This is a genomic window from Paenibacillus sp. Z3-2 (genome assembly GCF_054161325.1).
Genome location: NZ_CP096397.1, coordinates 3,358,933 through 3,384,724, shown reverse-complemented (window position 1 = coordinate 3,384,724; position 25,792 = coordinate 3,358,933). Strand labels below are relative to the sequence as shown.

At 48.4% G+C, this 25,792-nt stretch carries 8 protein-coding genes and 3 pseudogenes; 1 reads left to right on the top strand and 10 read right to left on the bottom strand.

Annotated elements, in window-relative coordinates; translation table 11 throughout:
• Window positions 1–21: 21 nt before the first annotated feature.
• The 3 genes from M1D71_RS15040 to M1D71_RS15030 form a co-directional block, all read right to left on the bottom strand.
• Window positions 22–738 (bottom strand): class I SAM-dependent methyltransferase, encoded by a 717-nt coding sequence (locus tag M1D71_RS15040; RefSeq protein WP_458122613.1) that lies wholly within the window; start codon window positions 736–738, stop codon window positions 22–24.
• Between the two features lie 1,027 nt (window positions 739–1,765).
• Window positions 1,766–2,893, bottom strand: a complete 1,128-nt coding sequence (locus M1D71_RS15035) for an NtaA/DmoA family FMN-dependent monooxygenase (protein WP_458122612.1) — start codon at window positions 2,891–2,893, stop codon at window positions 1,766–1,768.
• A gap of 42 nt (window positions 2,894–2,935) precedes the next feature.
• Window positions 2,936–3,790, bottom strand: a complete 855-nt coding sequence (locus tag M1D71_RS15030; protein ID WP_458122611.1) for an MsnO8 family LLM class oxidoreductase — start codon at window positions 3,788–3,790, stop codon at window positions 2,936–2,938.
• A gap of 378 nt (window positions 3,791–4,168) precedes the next feature.
• On the opposite strand from M1D71_RS15030, the gene M1D71_RS15025 reads away from it, so the two are divergent.
• On the top strand, window positions 4,169–4,393 hold the full coding sequence (locus M1D71_RS15025) for a winged helix-turn-helix transcriptional regulator (protein ID WP_458122610.1): 225 nt from the start codon (window positions 4,169–4,171) through the stop codon (window positions 4,391–4,393).
• Between the two features lie 301 nt (window positions 4,394–4,694).
• On the opposite strand, the gene loaP is transcribed toward M1D71_RS15025, so the two are convergent.
• The 7 genes and pseudogenes from loaP to M1D71_RS14990 all read right to left on the bottom strand — a co-directional run bounded on the left by loaP (window position 4,695) and on the right by M1D71_RS14990 (window position 25,730).
• Window positions 4,695–5,222 (bottom strand): antiterminator LoaP, encoded by a 528-nt coding sequence (gene loaP, locus M1D71_RS15020; protein ID WP_458122609.1) that lies wholly within the window; start codon window positions 5,220–5,222, stop codon window positions 4,695–4,697.
• 145 nt (window positions 5,223–5,367) lie between these two features.
• The gene (locus tag M1D71_RS15015) at window positions 5,368–6,567 is read right to left on the bottom strand and encodes a cytochrome P450 (protein ID WP_458122608.1); all 1,200 of its coding nucleotides are present in this window, start codon (window positions 6,565–6,567) and stop codon (window positions 5,368–5,370) included.
• Between the two features lie 106 nt (window positions 6,568–6,673).
• Window positions 6,674–7,189, bottom strand: coding sequence for an isoprenylcysteine carboxylmethyltransferase family protein (locus M1D71_RS15010; RefSeq protein WP_458122607.1), 516 nt, complete (start codon window positions 7,187–7,189; stop codon window positions 6,674–6,676).
• Between the two features lie 102 nt (window positions 7,190–7,291).
• Window positions 7,292–7,483: pseudogene (locus tag M1D71_RS15005) on the bottom strand (phosphopantetheine-binding protein); the annotation flags it as partial.
• A gap of 489 nt (window positions 7,484–7,972) precedes the next feature.
• Window positions 7,973–9,613: pseudogene (locus M1D71_RS15000) on the bottom strand (type I polyketide synthase); the annotation flags it as partial.
• 228 nt (window positions 9,614–9,841) lie between these two features.
• Window positions 9,842–14,704, bottom strand: a pseudogene (locus M1D71_RS14995) (SDR family NAD(P)-dependent oxidoreductase); the annotation flags it as partial.
• A 19-nt stretch (window positions 14,705–14,723) separates the two neighbouring features.
• Window positions 14,724–25,730 (bottom strand): SDR family NAD(P)-dependent oxidoreductase, encoded by an 11,007-nt coding sequence (locus M1D71_RS14990; RefSeq protein WP_458122606.1) that lies wholly within the window; start codon window positions 25,728–25,730, stop codon window positions 14,724–14,726.
• Window positions 25,731–25,792: the final 62 nt, after the last annotated feature.

Below are 25,792 nucleotides of genomic sequence, written 5' to 3'. Positions count from 1 at the left end.
TTCTGTTCTGCTTCAATGACTCTATTTTACACAATGAAAAATAAACGATCTATTTTCAGAATTTGCATATTTAAACTCCCAATCGCCATATGTTTCAATTTTCGAAAAACCTATTTGTTTCAGCGACTCATCATACTCTTCTTGGTTTCGGAACCTTAGCTGCATTTTTTCATGAACTAGGACTTTGTCTGTTTTAGTATTTTTTACAATTTCATAAAATGTATAAATATCTCCCTCAAACCCTTCATATTCTGTATAGATTTCTAGAGGATCTCCACTTAGCCTATCTTTAGCTAAGTCAGGAGTCGTGTCCTTCTCCCACTCTTTCCATACTTTTATTAAAGGGTTTCTTGTATCAAAAATAAAGTGACCGCCCATTTTTAGGGAACGAAATACGTCAGAAATTACTTGCTTCCAACTATCATCTGTAAGAAATACCTGTGCAACATTGGCTGTCATAACTACCGCATCATAGGTATTGGTTTGTAAATCCGAACTATCACCTACAATCCATTTTACATTCCCTGAATTATCTTTAATTCTCGCCACTTCAATCGCTTCTTCATTGGGGTCTATAGCTGTAATTTTATAACCGTATTGAACAAGATGAATAGTCCATCTTCCTGTTCCACAGCCTAGGTCAGCTATAAATTCCACTTTTAATCTCATTAACAATGCAAGGAAAAATTCATCGTCTTTTCCCCAATGGTTAATCTGGTCGTATACTAATGGAATCATAAATAATGTCTCCTCACTTTCAATAGCATGTTACTATGGTTTTATAATAAATGGTTCAAAAAATAAGGGTCATAGGGTATGCATTTTTTTTCAATGCATAATGATAATAAAAAACCTCAGCTGGTTAACCGAGCTGAGGTTAATAAATTAACTATTTTTGTTTTTTTCTGTATTTGATTCTATTGACTTCGCTACCTCTAACGTTGTGTTACCTTGGATAGCGACGAGATCACGCCAGTAGCCAGCATAGAAACGATTAAAGCGGCGCTGAGGGCTGTGGAAATTTTCTTCTTGACCATAACCATACCTCCGATATCGTTTACTTAGACTTCACTGATAAATTACAATATCTAACTTTTTTGATGGGTAATCCACCTGGTGATTGTATTATAACGTACTGACAATGATTGTAAAAGGATTTTTTCCCTTATGCCGCTATGTTAGCGACAGAGTCTAAAAAGGCAATTAATTAAAATCTTGCATTAAGTCATCAATGACTGCTTTTACAGTTCTAATCTCTTTAATTGGTGTAAATTCCTGTGCCGACAGTAATATAGCCATCCACTTTGTTACCCTCTAACATTCCGATACGCAGACCACTTGCTCCCCCCATTGCTTTTGCTATATCTTCACGACTGGCACCATTCTCATCTATTTCTACCAGCTTGTTTGATAGTATTGTAGGTAAAGAACGGTACCTCCTTCATCAAATCCAGTGGCAACGTAAATATCGACACCGAATTCTTCTGCGGCTTTTGCATTCTCAATAGTAGGCGTAAGGGGTCTAAAAACAATTTTTATAAAACTTTTTCCTCAATAACGACTTCTAGGATAGGCCATGTGTACGTTAAATCACCACCTACAATTAAAGTCGACCCAAATGGTTATCCGTTAATGCTTTTGTTTTTTGTATTTCAGCTTTCGGCCGTTACTTCGGGTGAACGAGTAACATCAACCTGACTGGCATTCGGTCCTAGAAATCCTATATTTTATCTGTTCTCCTCTTGTTAAACGAATTTTTCTATTATTACTTCGTATATTTATTTTCTGGGTAAGGCAGACCTAAATTCCCCCGAAGTGTGTCGTCCTCGTATTCCTTGCGGAATATGCCTTTATCTTGCAAGATAGGAACAACCCATTGGATAAAGTCCTTAAATCCTGCAGGATGATCTTGTCTAATCAGCAAGATATCCATGACGCCTTCTTGATACCAATGTTCGATTTGTTCGGCAACGTGCTCTGCCGATCCTATCAACCCAGGTTTCGGCATTCGATAACCTTTAGGCATCCATGATTCAATTTCCCTTAGCTTTTCCAGGGCTTCTTTTTCCGTTCTACCAACGATCGGGCTGTGAGAAGGCATCATCAACAGGTCATATGGTGAACGTCCCTGATTTTGCACTTTACGTTTCAGTTCAGCAGTGAATGCCTTGAGATATTCCAAATCATGTCCAGGTGCCATGATAACTTCGGCATGCTGTGCAGCAATATCCATGAATGCGGGGGAAGTTCCTGCTTGAAAGACCACCGGTCTGCCTTGTCTCGATCGACTGATATTTAAGGGTCCCTCTACGGAAAAGTAATTCCCGGTATAATCTAAGGGATGCATTTTACTCGGATCATAAAATATCCCACTTTCCTTATCGCGTATAAAGGCATCGTCTTCATACGAATCCCAGAGGCCTTCAACAATCTCCAAAAACTCTTTTTTCATGGGATAAAGATCTGCTTTTCTTAAATGGGACCGACTGTAATTGGCTAATCCTCCGGGATTCGAGGTGATTGCATTCCACCCTGCTCTGCCCTTGCTAATCTTGTCGAGGGAGGCGATTTGCCTAGCAACCGTAAAGGGATCAGCATATGAAGTCGCTATGGTTGCGGTTAAACCAATGGAATGGGTTACCATACTCAGTGCAGACAAAATCGATACGCCCTCAAACATGCTTAGATAGTGCGGGATCATACCAGGTCCGATATGACTTACGTCTGCCAAAAAGATGAGATCGAACTTTCCCTGTTCAAGTTGTATGGCTTTCTGTACGTAATACTCAATATTTTCACTGGCATCTGCTGGAATAGCGGGGTGTCTCCAACCCGTGTAATTCCAACCCACGCCATCAATAATTCCTCCTAGTTTAAGCTTTCTTTCTTCCATGGTTGAATGCGCTCCTTTTCACGAGTTCACTTATTTCCTTACTTATGATAAATCTAATTCCTTAGCCAATAATTCATGCCCTTTCTTGCGGCTTTCTTGATTAGGGTAGAAGTCTGCAATCATGATTTCATCCACTAAACTTGCTTTCGCAATTTGCCTAAGTTGCTCCGCAACCTGTCCAACACTTCCAATCACAAAGCGATCTTTATTACGTTCTCTAGCCAGCTCTTCATGAGGCGTGTATATGTGATTTTTAGCTTCTTCAGGTGTAGGGAAAGTAAGGTTTTTCGTCCCTGTGCTCATCTGTGCCCACATTAATTCCGCTGGTCCTGCGATATATTTAGCCTCTTCTTCCGTCTCAGCTGTAATAACAATCGTCGCTAACATACTTTGAGGCCCAGTTAAATAGGACGAAGGTTTAAAATTCGAACGGTAGGCTTTTAACATAGGAATAGCCCGTTGCGGTGCCAAATGAGCTGCAAATACAAACCCTAATCCTTTTTCCAAGGCGAAATGTAACCCACCCTCGCTAGATCCTAGCATAAACATATCTGGAACCATTAAATGATCTCCAGGAGGATGGATGTGACTAAACGGGTGGTTTTCTTTAAAGTCACGGGCAAAGAAGGAAAGCAGGTTATCTAATTGCTCTGGAAAATCATTAACCTCCATTAATGCCTGGGATCTTAATAATGCCCACAGGGTTCTACCATCCGTACCTGATGCTCGGCCAATCCCGAGGTCAACACGCCCTGGATACAATCCTTCAAGAAGTGTAAAGTTCTCCATCACTTTCAAGGGACTGTGATTCGGCAACATAACCCCTCCGGAACCTACTCGAATAGTTTTAGTGTGAGCTGCTGCATGCAAGCTCAGCAAGTCTGGTGAAGTACTCATCAAGGTTGTTGTGTTATGGTGTTCTGTAAACCAATACCTGTTGAACCCCTACTGTTCTGCTAATTGAACCATTTCCGTCACATTCTGAAGACTTTCCGCAGCCTCGATTCCGTTATAGATATGAACAAAGTCCAAAATCGAAAGGTGTAGCTCATTTGTTGTACTCACATTAGTTGCTCCTTGCCATCTTAAGTTTATTATTTAGCTTGCTAACTATAAAACCAAAATAAGTTTATTATTCTTTCACAATGTAAGTAAATTAAAATGGTTTTGTTTTGGTTGTTAGCCAATCTTAAGTGTAATCGTTTCGTTTGCAAAGAGGGCAATTTAAATGCACATAGTACATCTTTTTGTACCTATAGATTAGGAGTGATTTGAATGTGGGTTTGCAATGAAGGATTTGAACAAGAATTTATGGATGATAAAAGTGATATGTATGCAATAGCCTTCACCCAGAATGTTCTTTCCGGACGTTGGAAGTATTTTATATTATGGTTTTTAAAAGGTGAAACACGTCGTTATTCAGATATCAAAATATTCCTTGGAAATCTGTCTCAACGTGATGTTTTTCCGGGGTTCCTCCACGAGTGGAGTACTCGTTAACCCAAAAGGGGATGAAGTTTAGGATAAGAAGAGATCGTCTTATATGCAGTTTCTCTGCAGATGGGACTTCTTGTCCCTCGACAATAAATCAAAAAAACCGTTGATCATGTATCAGATCAACGGTTTCAAAAATATACTCTTTTTACAAATGCCTCAACTTTTTATTCTACACATCTTATGCTTGTATGTTGGATTATTGCTCATAACCAGCATTGGATATCTTGTTTATCATTCCAAGAAGGGAAACTAATTTCCTTACTCCTCGTCCCTGCAATCTCCAACCAATGCTCATTTAGTTATTTCAAGCAAGTAAGACATTGATGCCGACATCGATCAATTTGACCTCGTTCAGCAACTGCACCTCAATTTTGGCCCTTGACTTACGTTTATCAATTTTCCGTATCATCGCTTCTTTGCCGAGGAGTGGTCCGGATGTTACTTTGATTTGGTTCCCGCCGAGAATGATATCCGAGTATCCCATTGTTCCGTTGACACCGCATAGCTGGATGAGCCAGTCCATCTGTTCCTTGGGAATCGGAGTGAAAAAATTGGCAGCCTGATCATGCTTGTGAATGCCGCCATTGACCATATACAAAATATACGGCGTTTCTTTGATGTTGTAATATAAATCGTGAATCTGTCCGGTTCGGATAAAAATATAACCTGGGAACAATACTTTGGTGCAATGACGAGTCTTTCCCTGTTTTCGTTCCGGAATCATTCGTTTGGGTACTAGACAACTTAAGTGCTGTAGCGCATAAAATCGATCCATAAAAAGTTTAATTTCTTCTTCTCTTCCACTCTGTACAAAAAAGCTGTACCAGTTCATAGATCCTCCCATGACCTTTTTTATGGACAAATTCAAACCCATTCATTATGTAATATTATAATAAATTACAATTAAGTAAATAAAAAGTGCCTAAGGTCATGGTTCACCCCAGACACTTTTTACGTCTTTTCACCTAACAGATTGATCAGCCTTGAAGCAGAACGGATAAATTTTTCAGCCCGTATACATTGCTGGGGTTGACGTCGACCTCATATTGGGGATGCACTTGAAGCCCCGGATAGGTAGTCAGCATCGCTGTCAGCGCCGCTTTGGCTTCCATTCTGGCCAGATGGGAGCCCATGCAAAAATGGATGCCTTTACCCAGAGCCAAATGGGGGTTATTCTTTCTGCCAAGAATGAACTTATCCCCCTCTTCAAACATGTCCTCATCCCGGTTTGCCGAACCGATCCAATTGACAACATAGTCGCCGGGCTCCAGTACTTTGCCGCCAATCTCTGCGCGTTTGAGCACTTTGCGAATCGCGCGCTGCAACGGAGAGCGGTAGCGTAACATCTCCTCGACAGCCGATGGGATCATTTGCGGATGCTGCGCCAGTTCCTTAACCAGCTCATAGTCATTGAATGTGTAGATGGCGTTGGTGATGAGACTGGTGGTGGTTTCATTTCCTGCGATAAGCAGCATGACACAGCTTGCAGTCAGCGACTCGGAAGACAGCTTCTCTCCATCTTCCTCTGCCTGCGTCAGGTCGGATATGATATCATCGGCTGGATTACGGCGTTTCAGTTCAATGATGTCTTGAAAATAGGCCACAAGCTGTGCACTCGCCTGAGCCTGGAGCTGATAAATGCGCATATATTCTTCGGGCGTATTCTCCTGGGGAGCCAGCGTCAGTGTGTTTGCCCAGTCCCGGAATTGCTCGCGGTCGCTTGTAGGAACACCAAGCAACTCGGAAATAACAATCATCGGCAGCGGGGAGGCAAAGTCCTGCACCATATCTATTTCGATCCGTCCTTCAATCGATTCCATCAGCTCCTGGACAATCATATCAATTCTGGACGCCCAGGAGGACATCGCTTTTGGTGTGAATGCTTTGGCTAACAGCGCGCGGCTGATGGTATGCTTGGGCTGATCCTGAAACATGATCGTATCCTGAATAATCGGTGGAGCAAGTACCTTGTTGGAGAAGTATTCCTTATCCTCAGCAACCCGTTTGACATCCTCGTATTTGAATACACTCCAGACATCCTCTGCTTCGTTATAATGAACCGGATCTTCCTGTCGCATTTTTTTGTACCATGCAAATGGCTCATATTTCTCCGCGTTGGTCTTAAAGCCTGTAACCAAGTTCAAATCGGGGAAACTGCTTCTTTCCTTGATATTCATGCTAATCGCTCTCCTTTATATCCAGATGTGCAGAGGGGATGCAGCCCGTTTGGTCCAAACAGACATTGGAAAGAGCCAGCAGCTGCCGTAAGGTTACAACCAGTTCCTAGTACTGAGTGAACGTTTGTTTCATCACTTTTTCCTCCAGATTAATCCGGTTGAACAGTGTAATGAGATGAAGGATAAACAAAGGCACAAATACAGGCCAGGCTTGAGAAATCAGTGCAAAACCGATAAGCTCGGGAATGATGTTCAGGTAATAATTGGGATGGCGGACCAGCCGGAACAGCGAGCTTTGCACCAGTTTGTGGTCTCTTGCAATGTATAGCTTGTAGGTCCAGAAAGGGCTGAGTTTGCGAATAACATAGATGAGACAGCAAAGGGCAAATACATACACGACAAGACCAATCACGGTCAACGCATTAAACTGCACATCGTAAATAAAGGCGTATACAATGCAGCTCAGATAAATCAGGTTTTGCAGCACAAATAGCACTTTGCTGTTCAGGTTGCCGTACTCTGTGCCGCCTCCTGCAACGATCTTTTTCTCGTTACGCATGGCAATAATAACCGATGGTATACGAATGAGTGAGATTATAATTAACAAAAATCCAATCCACATGGTGATCCGCTCCTTTTTATCGCTTTTTATATTGGCAAGTATGATTACATGCATTTACTCGCCGAAACTTCCTTGCTGGAACTTTATTCGACTTGGTACTAATCAGAGAGTGTCCGGTACCAGTTTCCTCTGATCTTCTGGATGCGTTGGGTTCAGGGAAACGCTGATGACGTTCTGCAAGGTATGGCATTTATTCAGATCTTCCATACCAATATTAGAGGAAATCCGAGCTTGGAGATGATGAAGAAGCTGAAGCGCCAGTACAGAGTCCATTCCGTAATCTTCCAGCGAACGATGCTCGTCCATGTCGTCTGGTGGTATTCCCAGCAGAGCTGCAATAATGTTTCTGACCTCACTATCAACCGAAGGATTCGGGGCTGTTGATCCGATAGCCTCAGCTTTGGCAACGGGTATAGTTTCAATTTCTTCGTTACTTGCTGCTTCGAAGGACTCTTCTATACCAGAACTTTTCACTCCAACCCAGTATTTATCGCGTGCAAACGGATAGGTTGGAAGGGATATCCGCTCAGGACGATCCTCTGTATATAACAGCTCCCACTGGATCGCTACACCCTGCACCCACAGTTCAAGCAATTTATGGTATTTGCGACGTATAATCCATTTTTGCAGCGCTTCGCCGAGTTCTTCATCCTCTCTGAACAGTACTGCCGTCCGTCTGTGAGCAGCAATGGAGCCAATATGGAGCTTGTGACCTTTCGCAGATTCTGATGAACGCTGCGCATGTACGGGATCATCCGAATCCGTCCACAGGTGCGCTTCCTGAACATAGTCGTCCAGCAAGGATTTTAGCTCTGTAATCGATGTGGCTACGAAGCCTGCACGGTATTCCATCGCTTGTCTTCCTGTCTGAAGTGTACAGGCAATGCGGTGCAGATGTTGAGAAGTATCCTCCTCCTCATTGCGGAGCAGGGCAGCCGACAGCTGGATCATCTGTTCCCTTAGCCGCTCCTTGCTTTTGGCCGACAGGACGATTGCAACAGGAGCCAACTTGGATTCAGAAACGGTCATCTCTTCATGCTGTGGTGGTGGTATATATTCCTCCAGAATAACGTGGGCATTGGAACCCCCAAAACCAAAAGAGCTTACTCCTGCCCTACGAGGGATTTCGCTGCCATTGCCGTCTTTGAGTCTCTCCCATTCCTGCGTCTGCCTGACAATGTAGAACGGGCTGTGCTCAAGCTGGATATACGGACTGAGCTGCTCTGCATGCAGGCTTGGAACAAGCTTGCGGTGTTTCATCTGCAATAACACCTTAATTATTCCAGCAATGCCAGAAGCAAGCTCCAGATGACCGATATTTGTTTTGACAGAGCCGATGCCACAGTATGCGGTTGACTGGCCTGGATTGGAAGAATGCCCTGTGGGCGACAAGTCTGCTCTTGTCTCCTGAAATGCTGTCTTGAGCGCATTGATCTCGATTGGATCACCAAGCGGTGTGCCTGTGCCATGCGCTTCAATATAATTTATGGTGTAGGGATCAATTCCCGCCCGAGCATACACGGAATTCAGCAGCGCTGTTTGTGCCTTAGGGTTGGGAGCAGTAAGTGAGCCTGCCTTTCCGCCGTGATTTTCCCCGCTACCGCGGATCAAGCCGTATATGTGGTCATGGTCGCGCTGAGCATCACTCAATTTCTTCAGAAAAATCATTCCAACCCCTTCGCCACGGCCGTAACCGCTTGCCTCGCTTGAAAAGGTTTTGCAGCGCCCGTCCGCGCTAAGCATGCCCGCTTTGGTCAGACTGATATGAGCATCCACGGACAGGATCGTATTTACACCCCCGGCTACAGCCGTCTCGCAATCCCCATTTCGAATGGCTTGAACGGCCCGATGAATGGCGACCAGGGAGCTGGAGCAGGATGTTTCGACAGGCTGGCTAGGACCGTGTATGTTCAGTGTGTAGCTCATCCGATTAGGGCCGACCGAAGGAACGGTGGCTGTGACGGAGTATGCCTCGACCGCTTCATTCGACTGGGCCAGTATGACATTATATCCGCTGCTGCCTGTGCCAATGAACAGTCCCATGGCCGACCCTGACAGGTCTGACGGTGCATAACCTGCATCTTCAATTACTTTCCACACATGCATCATCAGCAAGCGCTGTTGCGGGTCCATGTGAATGGCTTCCTTGGGCGAAATGCCAAAAAACAGTGGATCGAACTCACTGATTCCGCTCATAAATCCCGCATGTTTTACGTTGGTTTTGCCATTCTCTGTAAGCGGATCTCCCATGTAATCCTGCCAGCGCCAACGTTCCTCCGGAATCTCCGAAATGCAGTCTTTGCCATTAAGCAGATTGTGCCAAAATTGCTCCGCGTTATCGGCCATTGGAAACTTGGCGCTAATGCCCACAATGGCTATCGGTTCGGCGGAAGACAGCTGGTCTGAACTAGAATCAAGCTTGCTGCTTGTACCTGCATTGGAACGGGCAGATGCGTGTTTTTCCTCTTCTGAAGCAGTTGAATGCAATGAAGTTTGCAGCGGTTTATGTGAAACAGCATTTAGCGATTCGGGTTGAGGGGCCGTTCTGGCGGCAAAAAGCTGTGTCCACTTATCGGTATGATTTTGCAGCAAATGAACTGCCAACTCGCGAATAGTGGCATGCTCAAAAAAGATGGCGGGTGTCAAACCCAATCCATGGTCGCGGTTCAACCGATCCGCAAGCTCTGTGAACAGAATGGAATCGAAACCGTATTCTGCCCATTCCGAATCACTGTCCAGATCGTAGATACTGACTTTTAACAGGGAAGACACCGTTTGGGATAATAAGGATAGAACCTGTTCTTCCCCCTGATTTTTCTGAAACGAAGGCGTCATTGCAGATCCCGTAACAGGGTTGGATGCTTCATTTATATGCTGAACGATGTCCGCGCCTTCAACTTCAGAAGAGGATGTTTCCGCACGGTTCAATTGCAAGCCCTTTTCCCTCGTTGTCTCTCCAAGTGATTGATCTTCAGCCTGAATCCAGTAACGATTTCTGGCAAAAGGATACGTTGGTACACGAACAATAGTCGGCTTCTTCTGAAGATCATCATATAAGGCCGTCCAGTCTATCGCCTGTCCCTGCTCCCACAATGCAGCCCATTGATGAGGCCTCTCCAACAAAGGACGTTCTTTCACCGAAAGCATTTCATAAGGTGTTTCACTGAAATGTTGTTGTAATGATGACTGGCCTTTCAGGTACTGATCGATCTGTTCCACCAGTTCACTGTGGCTGCTGCCCGTCCAAGCAACCCTGTATTTCATGTCCGTTCTTCCAACCTGAAACGTGTAGGCGATGTCTATTAGGCGCTCAGACAGACCACCGTTCTCCAAATAAAGAAGAACCTGGCGAGCGTATTCGATCAATCTTTCCTGTGTTCTGGCCGAGATCGGAAGAACCACTTCACCATTCCTTGAAACTTCCGCTCCATTGGAATCCGCATCTAATGCAGAACGATCTGTCCATGAGGCTGTAACTGGAATATATTCCTCCACGATCAGGTGTGCATTGCTTCCGCTTGCGCCAAAAGAGCTCAACCCGGCACGAACAGGCCACTCCGCGTAGCGCCCATTCTGTTGTCCATGACGGCGCTCCCAGCGCTGGGTCGTCCGCTGCACGTGGAAGCAGGTGTTCTCAAACGGAATTAGCGGGTTCAGCTCCTCAGCATGCAGCGAAGGAAACAACTCCCTGTGCTTGATTTGCAGGATAAGCTTGGTTAGCCCGGCGATGCCTGCTGCTGCCTCCAGATGTCCAATGTTGGACTTCAGGGAACCGACAGCACAGCTTCGGCCCGGATTGCTGCTGTTTCGAAAGGCTCGCTCCAGCCCCTGAATTTCAATGGGATCACCCAGTGAAGTTCCGGTTCCATGGGCTTCTATATATCCAATGGTTCCTGGTTCGACGCCTGCTGCCGCGAGTGCATCTGCAACGACTTCCGATTGGGCCACTGGATCTGGCACTGTCGTTCCGGACGTTTTGCCAGCATGATTCAGAGCCGAGCCCTTAATAACGCCATAGACCGGATAACCTTGCTTGCGGGCTTCAGCCACCGTTGTGAGCAGGACAGCGCCTACCCCTTCGCTTGGTACATAGCCGTCCCCATCCTTGCCAAAGCTGCGACATTTTCCGTCCGATGACAGAAACTTGGCCTGTTTCAGAAATACATACTTATGGGGATGGGTGACCAGATTCACACCTCCTGCTATGGCATACTGGCTCTGTCCATGTCGAATGCTCTCGCAGGCCAAATGTATCGCTGTCAATGAGGATGAGCACATGCTGTCTACAGCGATGGATGGACCATGGAAATTCAGGTGGTAAGAAACCAGATTGGCGATGGCTGAAGCGTTGCTGCCCATGGCCGTAGGAGTGCCTTGTTGCGTCATGGCTGCGCCAAGCAGTTCATAATGGTTCCAGAACACGCCAGCAAATACACCGACATTCCGCTTGGCTGCTGATGCATCAAGATGCTTGTCACGTTCAATAGCAAAGCCAGCATCCTCACAAGCTGTCCAGGCCGCCTGCAAGAACAGACGTGCCTGTGGGTCCATCCTCTCGGCTTGAAGCGGCGAAATTTGGAAGAAGGCCGGGTCAAAGTCATCGATCATGTCCAGAAATCCGCCAGCCGGGTAATATTCAGAAGCGGAATACGGAAGATGCAGCTCCGTCCAGCGTTCATCCGGCATGGGCGTGATACAATCCCGTCCCTCTTTCAAAATCCGGGCCAATTCGTCCATGTTGTTTGCTGAGGGATACCTTCCCGCCATGCCAATGACAGCAATATCTTCCGGATCTGATGGCGGCGGCAAATGAATGGCCATGTCGTCTCCCATAGCGGACTGAATCCGGGATTTGTTGCCATATACAAGAACGACCTGCGAAACATTCTGAGCAATAATCCGATCGACAAGCTCCATCCCCTCAGCCAGTGGCAGCGGCATTGAACCTGAGGACGTATACATGCTGCTGCGAATATGATCATTCACTTGCATGCCGCCATCTGCCCATAGCGGCCAGTTAATCGTAAACTGGCGTGGAATTGCCCCTTGTGTTCCACCTCTCTCCTGATGATTCAACAAAAGTCTGTCCATGCAGCTGTTGGCCACAGCATAATCAGCCTGCCCTTTGTTGCCTACAATGGCTGACAGGGAGGAAAACGCAACCGTGAACTCTGGCCTAAGATCATTTAAGGCCTGCTCCAGATTCCAGAGTCCATCCATTTTGGGCTTCAACACCTGCTCCAGGTCGGACAAAGGCTTTTGCAGCATCAACTGGTCTTTGGCAGTTCCTGCACAGTGAAACACCCCCGTGATTCCGCTATACTGATCCCGAATCTGCAGTACAGCCTGCTCCAGCTCGGCCTGAACGGTTGTATCGGCCTGAATATATATGGCTTCTGCACCGTTGATGCGCAGCGGATTCAGTTTGCTCTGAATGTTTTCATTCAGCGGAGAACGCCCGACAAGAACCAGCTTGCATTTGCATCGGCGGGAAAGATGAACGGCCAGCGCATACCCCAGCCCGCCCATGCCGCCGGTAATAAGGTAGACTCCGCCAGGTTTATAGGACTTTTCCGTAGAGACCCCTGGAACAGGTATCTCCACCAGCTTGCGAACATGCCGCTGAAGGGAGTCTCCTTTGTACCATATGGAGACAGCGGACCCTGACGAGATGTTTTCGGCTTCGAGTCGAAGTCGACGAATCAACGTCTCATCTATGGAGCTTTCATGCAGATCCATTCTGATTAATTGAGCCCCTAAGGCTGGAAGCTCCATCGCGGCCGTCTTTACCAGCCCTTCAAATCCGTGAATGTATCCTCCCGTGTCACGGAAATCCGACAGCACTTGAAGAACGATTCGTCTGCCCGCATTCGGGTGAATTGCTTTTGCCTGGATCATTCCGTATAACGCGGTTACCTTCTGGCGGTACAGATCAGCGTCCATGGACGAATGATCAGGCAATTGATGAACCTCGTATATATCAGGCTGAAGCTCCATCTTGGCAGCGAGAGCCGGATAGTCGCCATAGAGAACAACTATCCGGTACGGGGTGTGTTCGGACTGAAGCTCTTTTCCATCCGCTATCGTGTGTCGGGCAGATTCAGCCGCATGGATATCCCGGGTTTCAATCCATTTGGGCTCATAACACACAGGCTCTCCATTTTCTTCGATTTCTCTTGCTGCTGGTATTTCCGAATGCGTTGCAGGTTGTTCATCAGTCGAATGACTTCTTTGGGACGGAAGCGTATTCAAGTTCACACTTTCCGACACCGCTGCTGCCTCATTCCAGGCGTCGGAACAATGTGTATGCAGGTATTCGGTCAATGCCTGCACGGAAGAGTGCTCAAACAGCAGCGTTGGATAAAGCGCCATGTTCACCCGGTTTTCCAGCCGTTTCACCAGCTCAAGCAAATGCATGGAATCTAGCCCCTGCTCATAGAAGCCTGCCCGCTCATCCACTGCCTCAGGTAAAATGTGCAGCATGCGTGCGATTTCAGCTTTCACATAAGCCGAAATCGTGGTTCGGATCTGATCTTGGGAGCCCGCAGACATTACAGTTGTCTTTGCCCATTCGGAACTTTCAGCTATTGCCGTTTCAGAAGCTGGCTTGTCGTTGTGTCCAGTTGTCATCGTATTTGTCAGCCCGGTAATGGATGCGGCATGGCGAACTCGCTTTGCCTTCAAATGCACAAATTCCGCAAGCAATCTGCCCTCCCGATCCGTAACAACAATGCTGCGGGAGATGATATCCCCACCGGAAAGATCACTTGGTGTTTGTTCGGTAAACGTGCGAATCTCGGCTGGAAAACGGTCGTATATAACAAATCGTTCAATCATGAACGGAATGTATGGCGGAACTTCTGCATCCAGCCCGCCGACATTCCCCAGGCGGAAGGACGACCCGGCAAAGGTCGCCCCGTCCAGCAGGGCCACATGAGCGTGGAACTTGTCCAGATACTGCTCGGCCAGGCTGCTCAGCCGGATATCCATCCACTCCATTTGGTCTTGTCTGTAGACATCTCCGTGGTTTTTCATAAAGGAAAAATGCTGAATATCGGCCTGTCGGGCGAGCTGATAGATCTGATCCATATCCCACGTCTGAAGCCCGTCTGTGTCCTTGGAAGGTAACAGGTGTGTATGCTGTACAGGTTGTACTGCTCTATTCCCACTGAGCATATACAGCTTGCATTCCATATTTAGTACATCAGATGAAGGCGGCTCACCGTCTTTTGGTACTTTGCGGCTATGGACGGTGACCTGACCCTCATTCATCTTCATGGACAATGTCAACCTGATATCCACATCAAAATCCGTCGAAGTGACAATCGGCTGTGTAAACACGATATCCCGAAGTTCAATGGAGGTTGTCCGCAGATGGCTTCCACTCAGTCGGTACACCATATCCAGCAGCACCACACCCGGAAGGGTGCAGACGCCGTGAACACGATGATCTCTCACGAAATAGTCGCTGTGGCGCAATCGCTGTAAAAATGATTCGGTTGCAGGCAATATCATGATCCGCGTCACTCCCTTCTCATAGCTTGATGAAATCAAAAAAGCTCGAATGCTCCGAATGCTCCGGTAGTTTTTGCATCGACGATGCAGCTGAAACAATGGACGATGCCTCCACCGGTTCCATTGTCTTGACGGGTGGCCAGCAATACTTGCGTTGAAAAGGTGAATCAGGGAAACGAAGCGGCAGGCTCACCATGCGCTCGACAGGAATGCCTTCATTGCTGACAATGACGTGTGCGTTGTTGCCTCCAAGTCCGAATGCACTAATGCCTGCCCGCAGTATGTCGCTTGGACCACTTCCCCACGGCTGGTGCTGCTGCACGATATAAAAAGGAGATTCCCCGAACTGGAACCGCGGATTGGGCTGGTCGCAGTGAATCGTCGGCGGAAGCTCGCGGTGAGCAAGCGAGAGCAGCACCTTGATCAGGCTGGCAATGCCCGATGCGCTCAGCAGATGCCCGATATTGCTTTTGACACTGCCTACGCCGCAAAACTGGCGCTGATTTGTATATTTTGCAAAAACACCTGTCAAAGCCTTAAGTTCGATGGGATCACCGATTAGTGTCCCTGTTCCATGTGTCTCGATATAGCTGATGGTGGAAGGATGAATGCCTGCATTTGAAATCGCTTTTTCCAGTAATTCCTGCTGGGCTTCCGGGTTAGGTGTGGTAATGCCCATCGTTTGACCATCGTTATTGATGGAAGTACCATCGATGACTCCATAGATCTCGTCCCGATCGGCGATGGCTGTTGACAGCGGTTTAAGTAATACAACGCCGCAACCTTCACCCAGCCCGATGCCGTTTGCGTCCGCACTGAACGTTTTGCAACGAGAATCCGGGGATAATACGCTGGCAGCTCCAAGCATCTCGTAGGGCGCATCATCAAGCAGAATGTCCACACCGCCTGCAAAAGCGAGATCGCATTCCCCATCCAGCAGACTTCGTACAGCAAGATGAACTGCGGTAAGTGAACTGGAACAAGCGGTATCCACCACCATGTTGGGACCTTTCAGATTATAATAATGGGACAGATGTGCAGCGATAAAGTTTTGGCCGATGCCAACGATTGTATCTTTGGTGCTGCCGCCCAGCTTGGACGAAAAGTTGCTCGCTCTGGAGCCAACAAATACGCCGGTCTGCGAATTCCACAAACGTTCCCGGCTGTATCCTGCGTCTGCGGCCGCCTCCACGCTCACTTCCAGCAGTTGGCGCTGGAGCGGATCGAGCTGTTCTGCCAGCGTATCCGTAATTCGGAAAAATTCGGGATCAAATTGTTCAATGTCCCGAATGAATGCCCCAATGCGCTTGCTGGAAGCGGAAGTCCTATTGGTGCTGCTGCCTGTCAACCTCAAGCGTTCCGCCGGGAGCTCGGTCATGCTATCTTTACCCTTTTGCAGATTGGACCAGAATTGCGCCGGATTCTCGGCATCAGGAAAATGACAGGCGACGCCAACAATCGCGATTTTATCCCGTTTCTTGGTTTGTTCCAGCTCCACTGGTTTTCCTTGTGCTTCATCCACAGGATCATTCAGTTCGTTCAGTCCGGTGCGACCCTCCATATCTGGTTTAGCATGTTGCACAGGAGTGTAAGTCATTGAACGAACATCGGAAGGTGTTCCAGTCGAATTTTTCGCCAACTTGGAGTTGGGTGCCATCAACAGGTCAGCCAAAGATTCGGGATAGACTCGAACCAGATGTTTTGCTAATTGGCGCAGTGTTGGATGTTCAAGCAGCAGCGAAGGGTCTGTAGCAACATGCTGCAGCTCTCGGTCCATGACCGTCAGAACCTGGACAAGCAGGATCGAATCCATTCCGTAGTGCTGAAAAGGAGTATCTTCATCCAGCCGGGATTCATCCAATCTCAGTTCTTTCGCCATCAAAGCCTTGAGCCACTCCAGTGTCCTGTTCTCCAGCTCCTCCGTGAAGCTTGCAGTCATCCGCTCCACCGGGCGCGGAATTAACGGGATGAATACCTGCTGTGCTTCACTTAACGATGCCTCTGCCTGTTGCTCCGCTTGTTGTTCTCTCTTGAGAACAGGTTCCGATGCAACTACAGCTGGCAGAATAACAGGTCCCCTGTTTTCCCGAATAATCCGATCCAGCCATAACATTCCTTCCGCATCGGTGATGCTGAGAAGGCCACTCTGGCGATATGCCTCGCCAGTGACAGCACCGAAGCCGGATTCCTGCCAGCTTGGCCACTGGATGCTGATGACCGGGAATGAAGAGATGGCTTTTTCCCGGGCTGCGGCTTCGGCGAAATAGTCCATATAGGCGTTAGCCATCGCATAATCGCTCTGCCCTGCACCCAGCGAAGGCATCGCTGAGGATACGGAGGAAAACAGCACAAAGAAGCGCAGTGGCTCATGCCTGAACGCATGAAACAACGCATGTACCCCGCTTGTTTTTGGATCAAGCACCCGCTGCATGGCATCCGCCTGCTTGCGAATAAAAGCCGGATTGGCAGTATCCACGTTGCCAGCACAATGAATAACCCCTCCAACAGGCCCCATTGAGCGCTTAACTCTCGCCAGTTCTACCTGAATGGCGTTCTCGTTCGTAAGAGGAATATCCGTAACAAGCACCTCGGCCCCCAGTTGTTCGAGTTCCAACAGGGATCTGATTTTGGCGCCCGTCGCAGTGTCATGGCTTGCATATGCGTCCCATTCCTCCCGCTGTGGAATAGCTTCCCGTCCAGTCAGCAACAGCCGCTTCACGTTGTGATGCTTCACGAAATGGCGGGCACATGCCATTCCAAGGCCGCGGGTACCTCCGGTAATCCACAACACCTGATTGGCTTCCAGAATCGGTCGTTCCGGATCGATTGGAGATTCCGTAACATCTTTGTTCATACCCGCCCCAAAAGGCATCTCACGCATATAGGAACGCCAGCGTTTACCATCACGGTAGCATATCTCCGGTTCCCGATCTGTTTGCCGGAACTCTGTTGTAATGCATTCGATCGTTGCTTCTTCCGATGCCGACGGATCGACATCCAGATGTCTGGATTGGATGCTTCGGTATTCAGCTTGCAGCATGCGGAATAGACCCGCACGAGAGGCGTGGGCCAGATTCATTTTGGAATTGCGGAACGACTCCAAGCCACAGGTCACCAATAGCAGCAGCATCCCCTCATGACCATGAACTTCTATGATGTCTTGCACAAGCTGCAACCATCCCGGTCGGATCTGTTCTTCGCAGGTATCATCAACAGTGGTTTGCCTCATGCATGCTGTCAGATCAATCAAACCTGTCAGTCCATGCTTCAAACGTTCCTCATCTTGGAGCCAATGGCGTCCCGGATCATCCAACTGTTCTTCATTCAAAACCACCGTATGTTTAAAATGTTCTGTTAATCTCGCAGCAAGGGCTGCTGAATCCCGATTGGCAAGGATCAGAATCTTTCCAACAGGGTTGCTTTCATCAGAGATGGATGCAATGTCCGCAAGCTGCCAGTCTTTGTGATAACTAGTCATTTGGCGCTCCGGTGCTGCTTTTTGAATTCCAGCAGATACAGCAGAGTTGAGGTCATCCACATGTTCAGGGATTACGACTTCCTCCGGCAATTCAAACCAGCAGCGCTCACGCTCAAACGGATAGCCAGGCAGACTAACTCGACGAGGCTGTCCTGTGGAATATAGAACACTCCAGTCCGCTTTGATGCCTTTCACCCACAAATCCAGCACTTTTCCGTAAAGTCCTTCATTTAACCAACGGCTCACCACTTCGCCAAAATGCTCATCCATGGCAATTGCTGCCTGCACAGCCTGATAGGATTTGACTTTTCCAAGGTATATTCCGTCTACCGCCTCGTTCATGTTCTCATTTCCCAGGAAAAGTTGAAGCCGTTCCTTCAACTCCTGAACGGATCGCACTACGAATCCGAGGCGCTCTTCCATCTCCTGTCTTCCGGTCTGAAGCGTAAATGCCAAGCGCTCCAGCAAACGTTCCGGTTCTTCCTCTGCTCCAGCGGTGAGATGCTTCTCATCCACAGCAGTGAGCAAACGTCTAGCTCGTTCCCTGAGAGCGGATGAGGTTCGCGCCGAGAGCACAATGATGACAGATCCTCCTCTTGTTGCTTCGTTGAAGGTCACCCCCTCATGTGGACGGTAATCTGCTTCCTCAATGATCAGGTGGGCATTGGAACCACCCGCACCAAATGAAGACAAGCCCGCCCTGCGCGGTATCTGGACCCGCTTGCCGTTTTCCATCCGCTGCAACGGCTTCCACGCTTCAGCATCCCGCTGTACACGAAACGGGGTATGCGCAAAGTCGATATGCGGATTGGCCGGGTCTGAATGCAGAGAGGGCGCCAGTTGCCCATGTTTCAGCTGAAGCAAAATTTTGGTCAGTCCGGCAATACCCGCCGCGCTTTCGGCGTGGCCGATATTGGACTTTACCGACCCGAGAGCGCAAAACTGCTGCTGGTCCGTGGATTCTGCAAAAGCTTTGCTTAGGCCGGCAACCTCAATCGGATCTCCAAGCGATGTGCCTGTCCCGTGAGCCTCCACATAGGTAATGGTTTCGGCGGAGATGTCCGCCTCAGCAATGGCTCTCCCTATGACACATGACTGTGCCGCCGGATTGGGCACGGTATATCCATTCGTTTTTCCGCCGTGATTCAGTGCACTGCCTTTAATAACCCCGTAGATATGATCTCCGTCTTCGATTGCCTTGTTGAGCGGCTTGAGAATGACTGCTCCGACACCCTCTCCAGGAACATAGCCGTCCCCTTGTGCACCAAAGCTTTTGCATCGGCCTTCGCTTGAAAGGAAGCCACCTTGGTTCAGTAAAATATACTTGTTTGGATGAATCGATACGTTGACACCACCCGCCACCGCCACCTCGCATTCCTTTAATACAAGACTCTGGCAGGCTAGATGAATCGCAGTCAAGGAAGAGGAACACATCGTATCAACAGCCATGCTCGGCCCATTAAAATTGCAATAATACGATATTCGGTTGGCGATGGATGCCGGATTGCCACTTAAAGCGATGGAGGAATCTCCCTTGGCCTGAGCCTGGGCGGCGTACAGCTGGTATTCCTCGTACATGACTCCGACGTACACGCCAACCCTGTTTCCCCAAGTATCTCCGGTTGCAGAAGCCAAACCCTCCGGTGTATACCCTGCATCCTCAATCGCTTCATACGCCGTTTCCAGGAACAGCCGCTCCTGCGGATCCATCATCTGCGCTTCTCTGGGCGAGATATGGAAAAACAAGGGATCAAAACGATCCACGCCCTGGAGGAAGCCTCCCCACTTGCTGCCAGGCTTCGGTGAGTTAGGGTCCGTATGGTGCATATGTAGCCTGTAATCCCAGCGATCCAAAGGAATTTCAGTAACACTATCCCTGCCCTTCATCAAGTTTTCCCAAAATTGTTCCAGGTCGTCTGCCTCGGGATAACGCCCAGACAGCCCAATAATGGCGATATCCTTGGCAAGTGAGTGCACATGAACATCTGCTGGCCCCGAGGGGCGCTGAGCTGGACGCTGAAATGCACGAAATGGAGGGTGCGGCAGCCCCGATTGAGCAGTTTTAACCGAACGTTCCTTACGTTCTTCATATGCCAGCGTAGGAACGGAAATCAGGCGATTGACGGTATCGCGGTGGGCCTTGATCAGATACCCTCTCAACTCTTTGAGGGTCTGATATTCAAAAAGCAGTGTTTTGGACAACGGCCCGAAAGTACCCTCGAGCTGATCCGTCAATTGAGTAATGCTAATCGAGTCTATACCATACTCTTCCAGTCGAGCGTGGCTTACAATTTGATCTGCGGGCACTTTGAGTACCGCGGACAAGGCCTTTTTCAGAAAAGTATCCAATTCTTCCGCCAGTATATTGTCTGCTGCTGTGGTCTGCGCGTGCTTCGTCGAACGATCCGTTGGCAGGCTGGTTTGACTTGAACGCGGTAATAGTTCGCCCTCAGGAACTAACGGTGCTGATGGGAAAGCGTTCGGGTATCGCTGGCTCAGAAATGCGGAAGCAGATTGCAGCGTTGGATATTCCACGAATAGAACATGACTCAGATCCAGCCCACATCGCTCGTTCAACCTTTGGGCCAAGAGCGTTAATTGAGGCTGGTCCAGCCCGCATTCAAGCCAATCCGCTTCGCGGCTAATCTCATCTGGCCCAACACCAAGCAGTTCCGCAGCCAATTCTTGCAACACAGACATGGCACCTGCTTCTGAAACGAATGGGGTATCCCGCGTTGCACGGTTCATATTCCAACGTGTCTCCAGGCTGGAAATCAGCTTCGGAATGTCCCCTTGTACCCCAATGATTTCACATTCTGTGGACTGAAAAGCTCTGTACAGAATCGTAATACCTGCTTCAAGAGCTAGTGGACGCATTCCCGTATTTTCCCATAAGCCCTTCTCTTCGAAAGGGCTTAAATGCATGCCGCCATCTTTCCATAACGGCCAGTGGATGGCCAGGGTCCTTCCTTGCCGTTTTCCGGCCAGCATTAATTGATGACGATACTGTGCATAGCTGCCCATATACGCGTTGGCTGCAGCGTAATCGCATTGGCCCGGATTTCCATATACACCCGACATGGAGGAGAACAGAATAAAAAAGTCCAACTTCATCGCCCGGGTTGCTTCATCCAGATGAAAGGTGCCAGCAACTTTCGGAGCTAACACCTTCTCCATTTCGGCTTTTGTTTTGTTCAAAATGTACTGATCTCCCGTTAAACCTGCACTATGGATGATTCCATCCAGACGGCCGAAGCTATGCTGAATATAAGCAACAAGCTCCGATGTATCTTTTTCCTTGGATATATCTCCTTGGCGATAGATGATCGTGGTACCATTTGTTTTCAAGGATTCCCACGCTTGCTCCTGATTCGCTGATATGTCTGATCTGCCCGTCAAAACCAACGTGGCGTTGACGACCTTAGAGGCAATCTCACGGGCAAAAATATGGCCCAGACCACCTGCACCTCCTGTAATAAGGTACACCCCGCCATTCTTCCAAGGCATGACATCCGTCTCAGCAGGCAGATGGAGGGCTTTCCAGTGAAGCACTTGTCGTTGTGTGTCTTGGTAGCCGATACATACATCCTCAGACTCCCGATTGAGCTTGATTAGTTCGACAGCACGCTTGGTATTACGCGGTTCTCGAGGCCAGCTCTTCGATTCTGAATATCCCTCTTCCATATCTTCAATGAACTGAACGTGAATCCGGGGATTTTCCAGTGCCGCCGTTCGCAGCAACCCTGTTAATCCGCTATACAGCTGAAAATGATCTTCACGGCTGTACAGCAGCTGAATAAGCACATTCTCAGCGTTGGATGGACTGCTCACCAGTTGTTGAAGTACGTGGAGTACCTGGGTTGAAGCGTACGTAAAACGTTTGGAGCTTGCGCCAACGTTGTCAATATCAGCAATCTTTTCAGATCCAAGCGCTACGACCTCGGTTGGTATTTGCTCCCGCTTCAGTCTTTCCTTTATTTCCTCCGCCAGTTCGGCCCAAGGTTCAGCTAGCATTACGATATGCCTGTCATACGGATGGCCCCACTCATTTCGGGCGTCGGCGGTTCCTTCCCAACGAGGTACCAACATGGCCGTTGCCCGCCCATACGGTTCAGCCCCCGGGACTGTACCGTTGTTCAAGGCTCTGCAACTTAGTCCTTGAATAAGAACACATGGAACCCCTGTACTGGAGAACAAATCAATATCCAGTTTAGGCATGGCATCTGCAGCGGATAAAGCGGAATCAGAGCTGAAACGCACATGAACCCACATTTCTTCAGTGCAGGAGCCCAGAACTTGAAGTTCATCCATGGCATATGGAATGGGCAGCATGGAAATTGCGTTTTCCAGCTCTTTGCCCTCATTGTCCTCCATCCACAGCCCGATAGCGGATTGCAAAGCCCCGTCCAGGATGGCGGGATGCAGTACATAGGATTGCATTTCATGCTTCAGAATAGAAGGCAGACGAATCTGTCCTAACACCTCGCCTGCTCCCACGTGTAACTCAACCAACATCCGATGGGCGAGTCCATAGTTGAGACCACCTTGTTTGTAAATTTGGTAGCATTGATCCGCAGTAAATCGTCTGGTGTTGCAGCGTGCCTTTATCTCGGCTGGATCAATCGCCATGGCTGCGACAAGCTCGGGTTCCAGTGAAACGATGCTGGCATAACCGCTGCTGTGCACCCTATTTTCGCCCGATCCATCCGCAGACATCTCACTATACATTTCATATTGAATAGGCTGATCCTCCAATGAGGCATGTAACCGAATATGCAGAGGCACCGGAGTCTCCCTGACAATAAGAGGACGCATCCACACATGGTTTTTCAGGGTAACAGCGACATTCTCTCCTTGTTGTTCGCCTAGAGCATCGCTGACTGCAGCGTGCGCCATTTCAAGGTAGGCCGCACCGGGTAGAATCCGCTCTTGTCCGATTCGATGATCATTCAGGTAAAATTCCTGGCCGGTCAGAACCGTCACGTATTTTTGCTCCGACAAGTTGGACTTATTCTCATGAAGCAGTGGATGAATAAATGGAATATGACCGGAGTATCCGTTATGGGAAGAATCCCCATTCATTTTGAACTCCACAGAAGGTTCACTAGGTACCCAATACCGTTCTTTGGCAAATGGATACGTAGGCAGGCTGATCTTGCAGTGCCTGAATCCGTTATGGAGCAAGTTCCAGTCCACATTTAGGCCTTTCACCCAAAACTCCAGCAATTTTCCGAACTTGCGTTTGGTAATCCAGTTCATGAGGGTATGGCTCATGTCTGCATCGGTTGACAGTATGGATAGCGGCTGTTGTGCATCACCTGCATATCCCACATACATGTCGTCCATATCCTGATCCCCCGAACAGTAGCTTTCCAGTTTCGACCTTAGTTCCTGTAGCGAACCTGTCACGATGCCAAGGCGCATGTTCATCATCTCACGTCCGGTTTGCAGCGTGTAAGCGATGGTCGCCAATTGTTCCTCTTGATATCGATTGGATCGCAGAGCCGTTAACATGCGTTCACACAATTCACGAAGCTGCTCTTCATTCCGGGCCGACAATACGATAAGCGCCTGCTGTTTAGCTGGTTTATCCTGCTCAGCCGACAACATATCTGACTGCTCGGGACAATACTCCTGCACAATGATATGGGCATTGGAACCCCCGGCACCAAATGAGGAAATTCCCGCAATCCGCGGGACTTCTCGTGTAGAGTTTCCTGAATCAATCGTTATTCTGTCCCAGTCACTTAATTGCTTCTGCACTGTAAAAGGCGTCTTGTCGAACTGAATGTGTGGATTAGGCGGGTCCGCATGAATGGAAGGAACCAGCTGCCGATGCTGCATCTGCAAAAGGACCTTAGTCAGGCCTGCAATGCCTGCTGCACTTTCGCAATGACCAATATTCGATTTGGCTGAGCCAATGGCACATTTGCTGTCCGCTGCTTTCCCTTTCCTAAATGCCTGGGTTAACCCTGTAATTTCGATGGGATCTCCCAGTGAGGTGCCTGTCCCATGAGCTTCGATATAGCTGATGTCCGTAATGTCGATTCCTGCCTCCGCGACAGCTGTTTTAATAACCTCCGCCTGTCTGGCAGGATTGGGAACCGTATAACCGTTCGTTTTGCCCCCGTGGTTAACGGCAGTTCCTTTTATGACGCCATAGATATGATCGCCGTCGGCTATGGCACGGCTTAAAGGTTTGAGCATCACAGCCCCTACACCTTCTCCGGGGACGTAACCGTCACCGCCTTCACCGAAGCTTTCGCAGCGACCTTTTGAAGACAGGAATTGCCCCTGTGTTAACATCACATATTTATTGGGGTGAACAGATACATTGACACCTCCGGCGATTGCGGTTAGGCATTCTTTTTTACTCAGACTCTGACAGGCCAGATGAATGGCTGTGAGTGACGAGGAACACATAGTATCTATCACCATGCTGGGCCCATGAAAATTACAAAAGTACGAGACACGATTGGCAATGGAAGCCGGATTACCGTTTAGTGCAAATGGATCTCTACCCGCAATCCTGGCTTCAGCGCCATACAGCTGATACTCCTGATACATGACTCCTGCGAACACACCGACATTCCCCATCTGATCCGGGGGGGCATCTGGACCTGCGGCCTGTTCGCGGGTATATCCAGCATCCTGAAGCGTCTCGTACACACATTCAAGAAACAGTCGCTCCTGTGGATCAATTCGTTCAGCTTCCTTCGGAGAAATCTGAAAAAAGAGTGGATCAAAACGATCCACTCCATCCAAAAATCCACCCCATTTTCCAGAATGTTTTCCTTTCCTGCCATTCATCTCGGTATGAATCCGGTAATCCCATCGATCTTCCGGTATTTCGGTGATGCAGTCCTTCCCAAGTTTCAGGTTCTCCCAGAACTGTTCCAGATTACTAGACTTCGGATATCGTCCAGACATGCCAATGATGGCAATGTCCAGCGATTTGCTATGGTCATGCTCTTTGCTGATCGATTCTCCGCCTTTGCTTCTCGCTGCTGGAATTTTTCTCCGCGAGCCAGCAGACGGCTGCCGCTTATTGAACGAATTCAGACTTTCAGACTTCCGAATTGTGCTGGAATCAAGCTCAGAAGTGCGGAATTGTATGTCTGAATTGCTTTTCGCCTGCCCCCCTGTGAGTTGCTCCAGTCTTTCCCGGTGATGGCTCATGAAATACTCGGCAAGCTCCGCTATATTTTGGTATTCATAGAACAATGTCTTGGACAGCGGACCAAATTGCTGTTCCAATTGATCCGTCAATTTCATTACCATCACGGAATCAATGCCATAGTTCTCCAGAGGCGCATGTGCGTCGATCTGCCGTTCCGGCAGCATAAGGATAGAGGACAATATTTTTTTGACATAACGAATGGCTTTTTCGTTGATATCGTCCTCTCTCTCTTCATGGAGCGTCTCTTTCAAGCTCGACTCCTGTTCTCCAGATTCGGACAACAGCCTTTGCAGCTGCTCTGCTGCCTGCTGATCGCTGAGCTTTCCTTGCTGAATCTTTCGATACAATGTGGACAGTTGGTCTTCCAAAGCGATCACCTCCTTAAAGAAAAACGTCAATCGATATCATTGCTGAAAAAGTCAATCCGCAT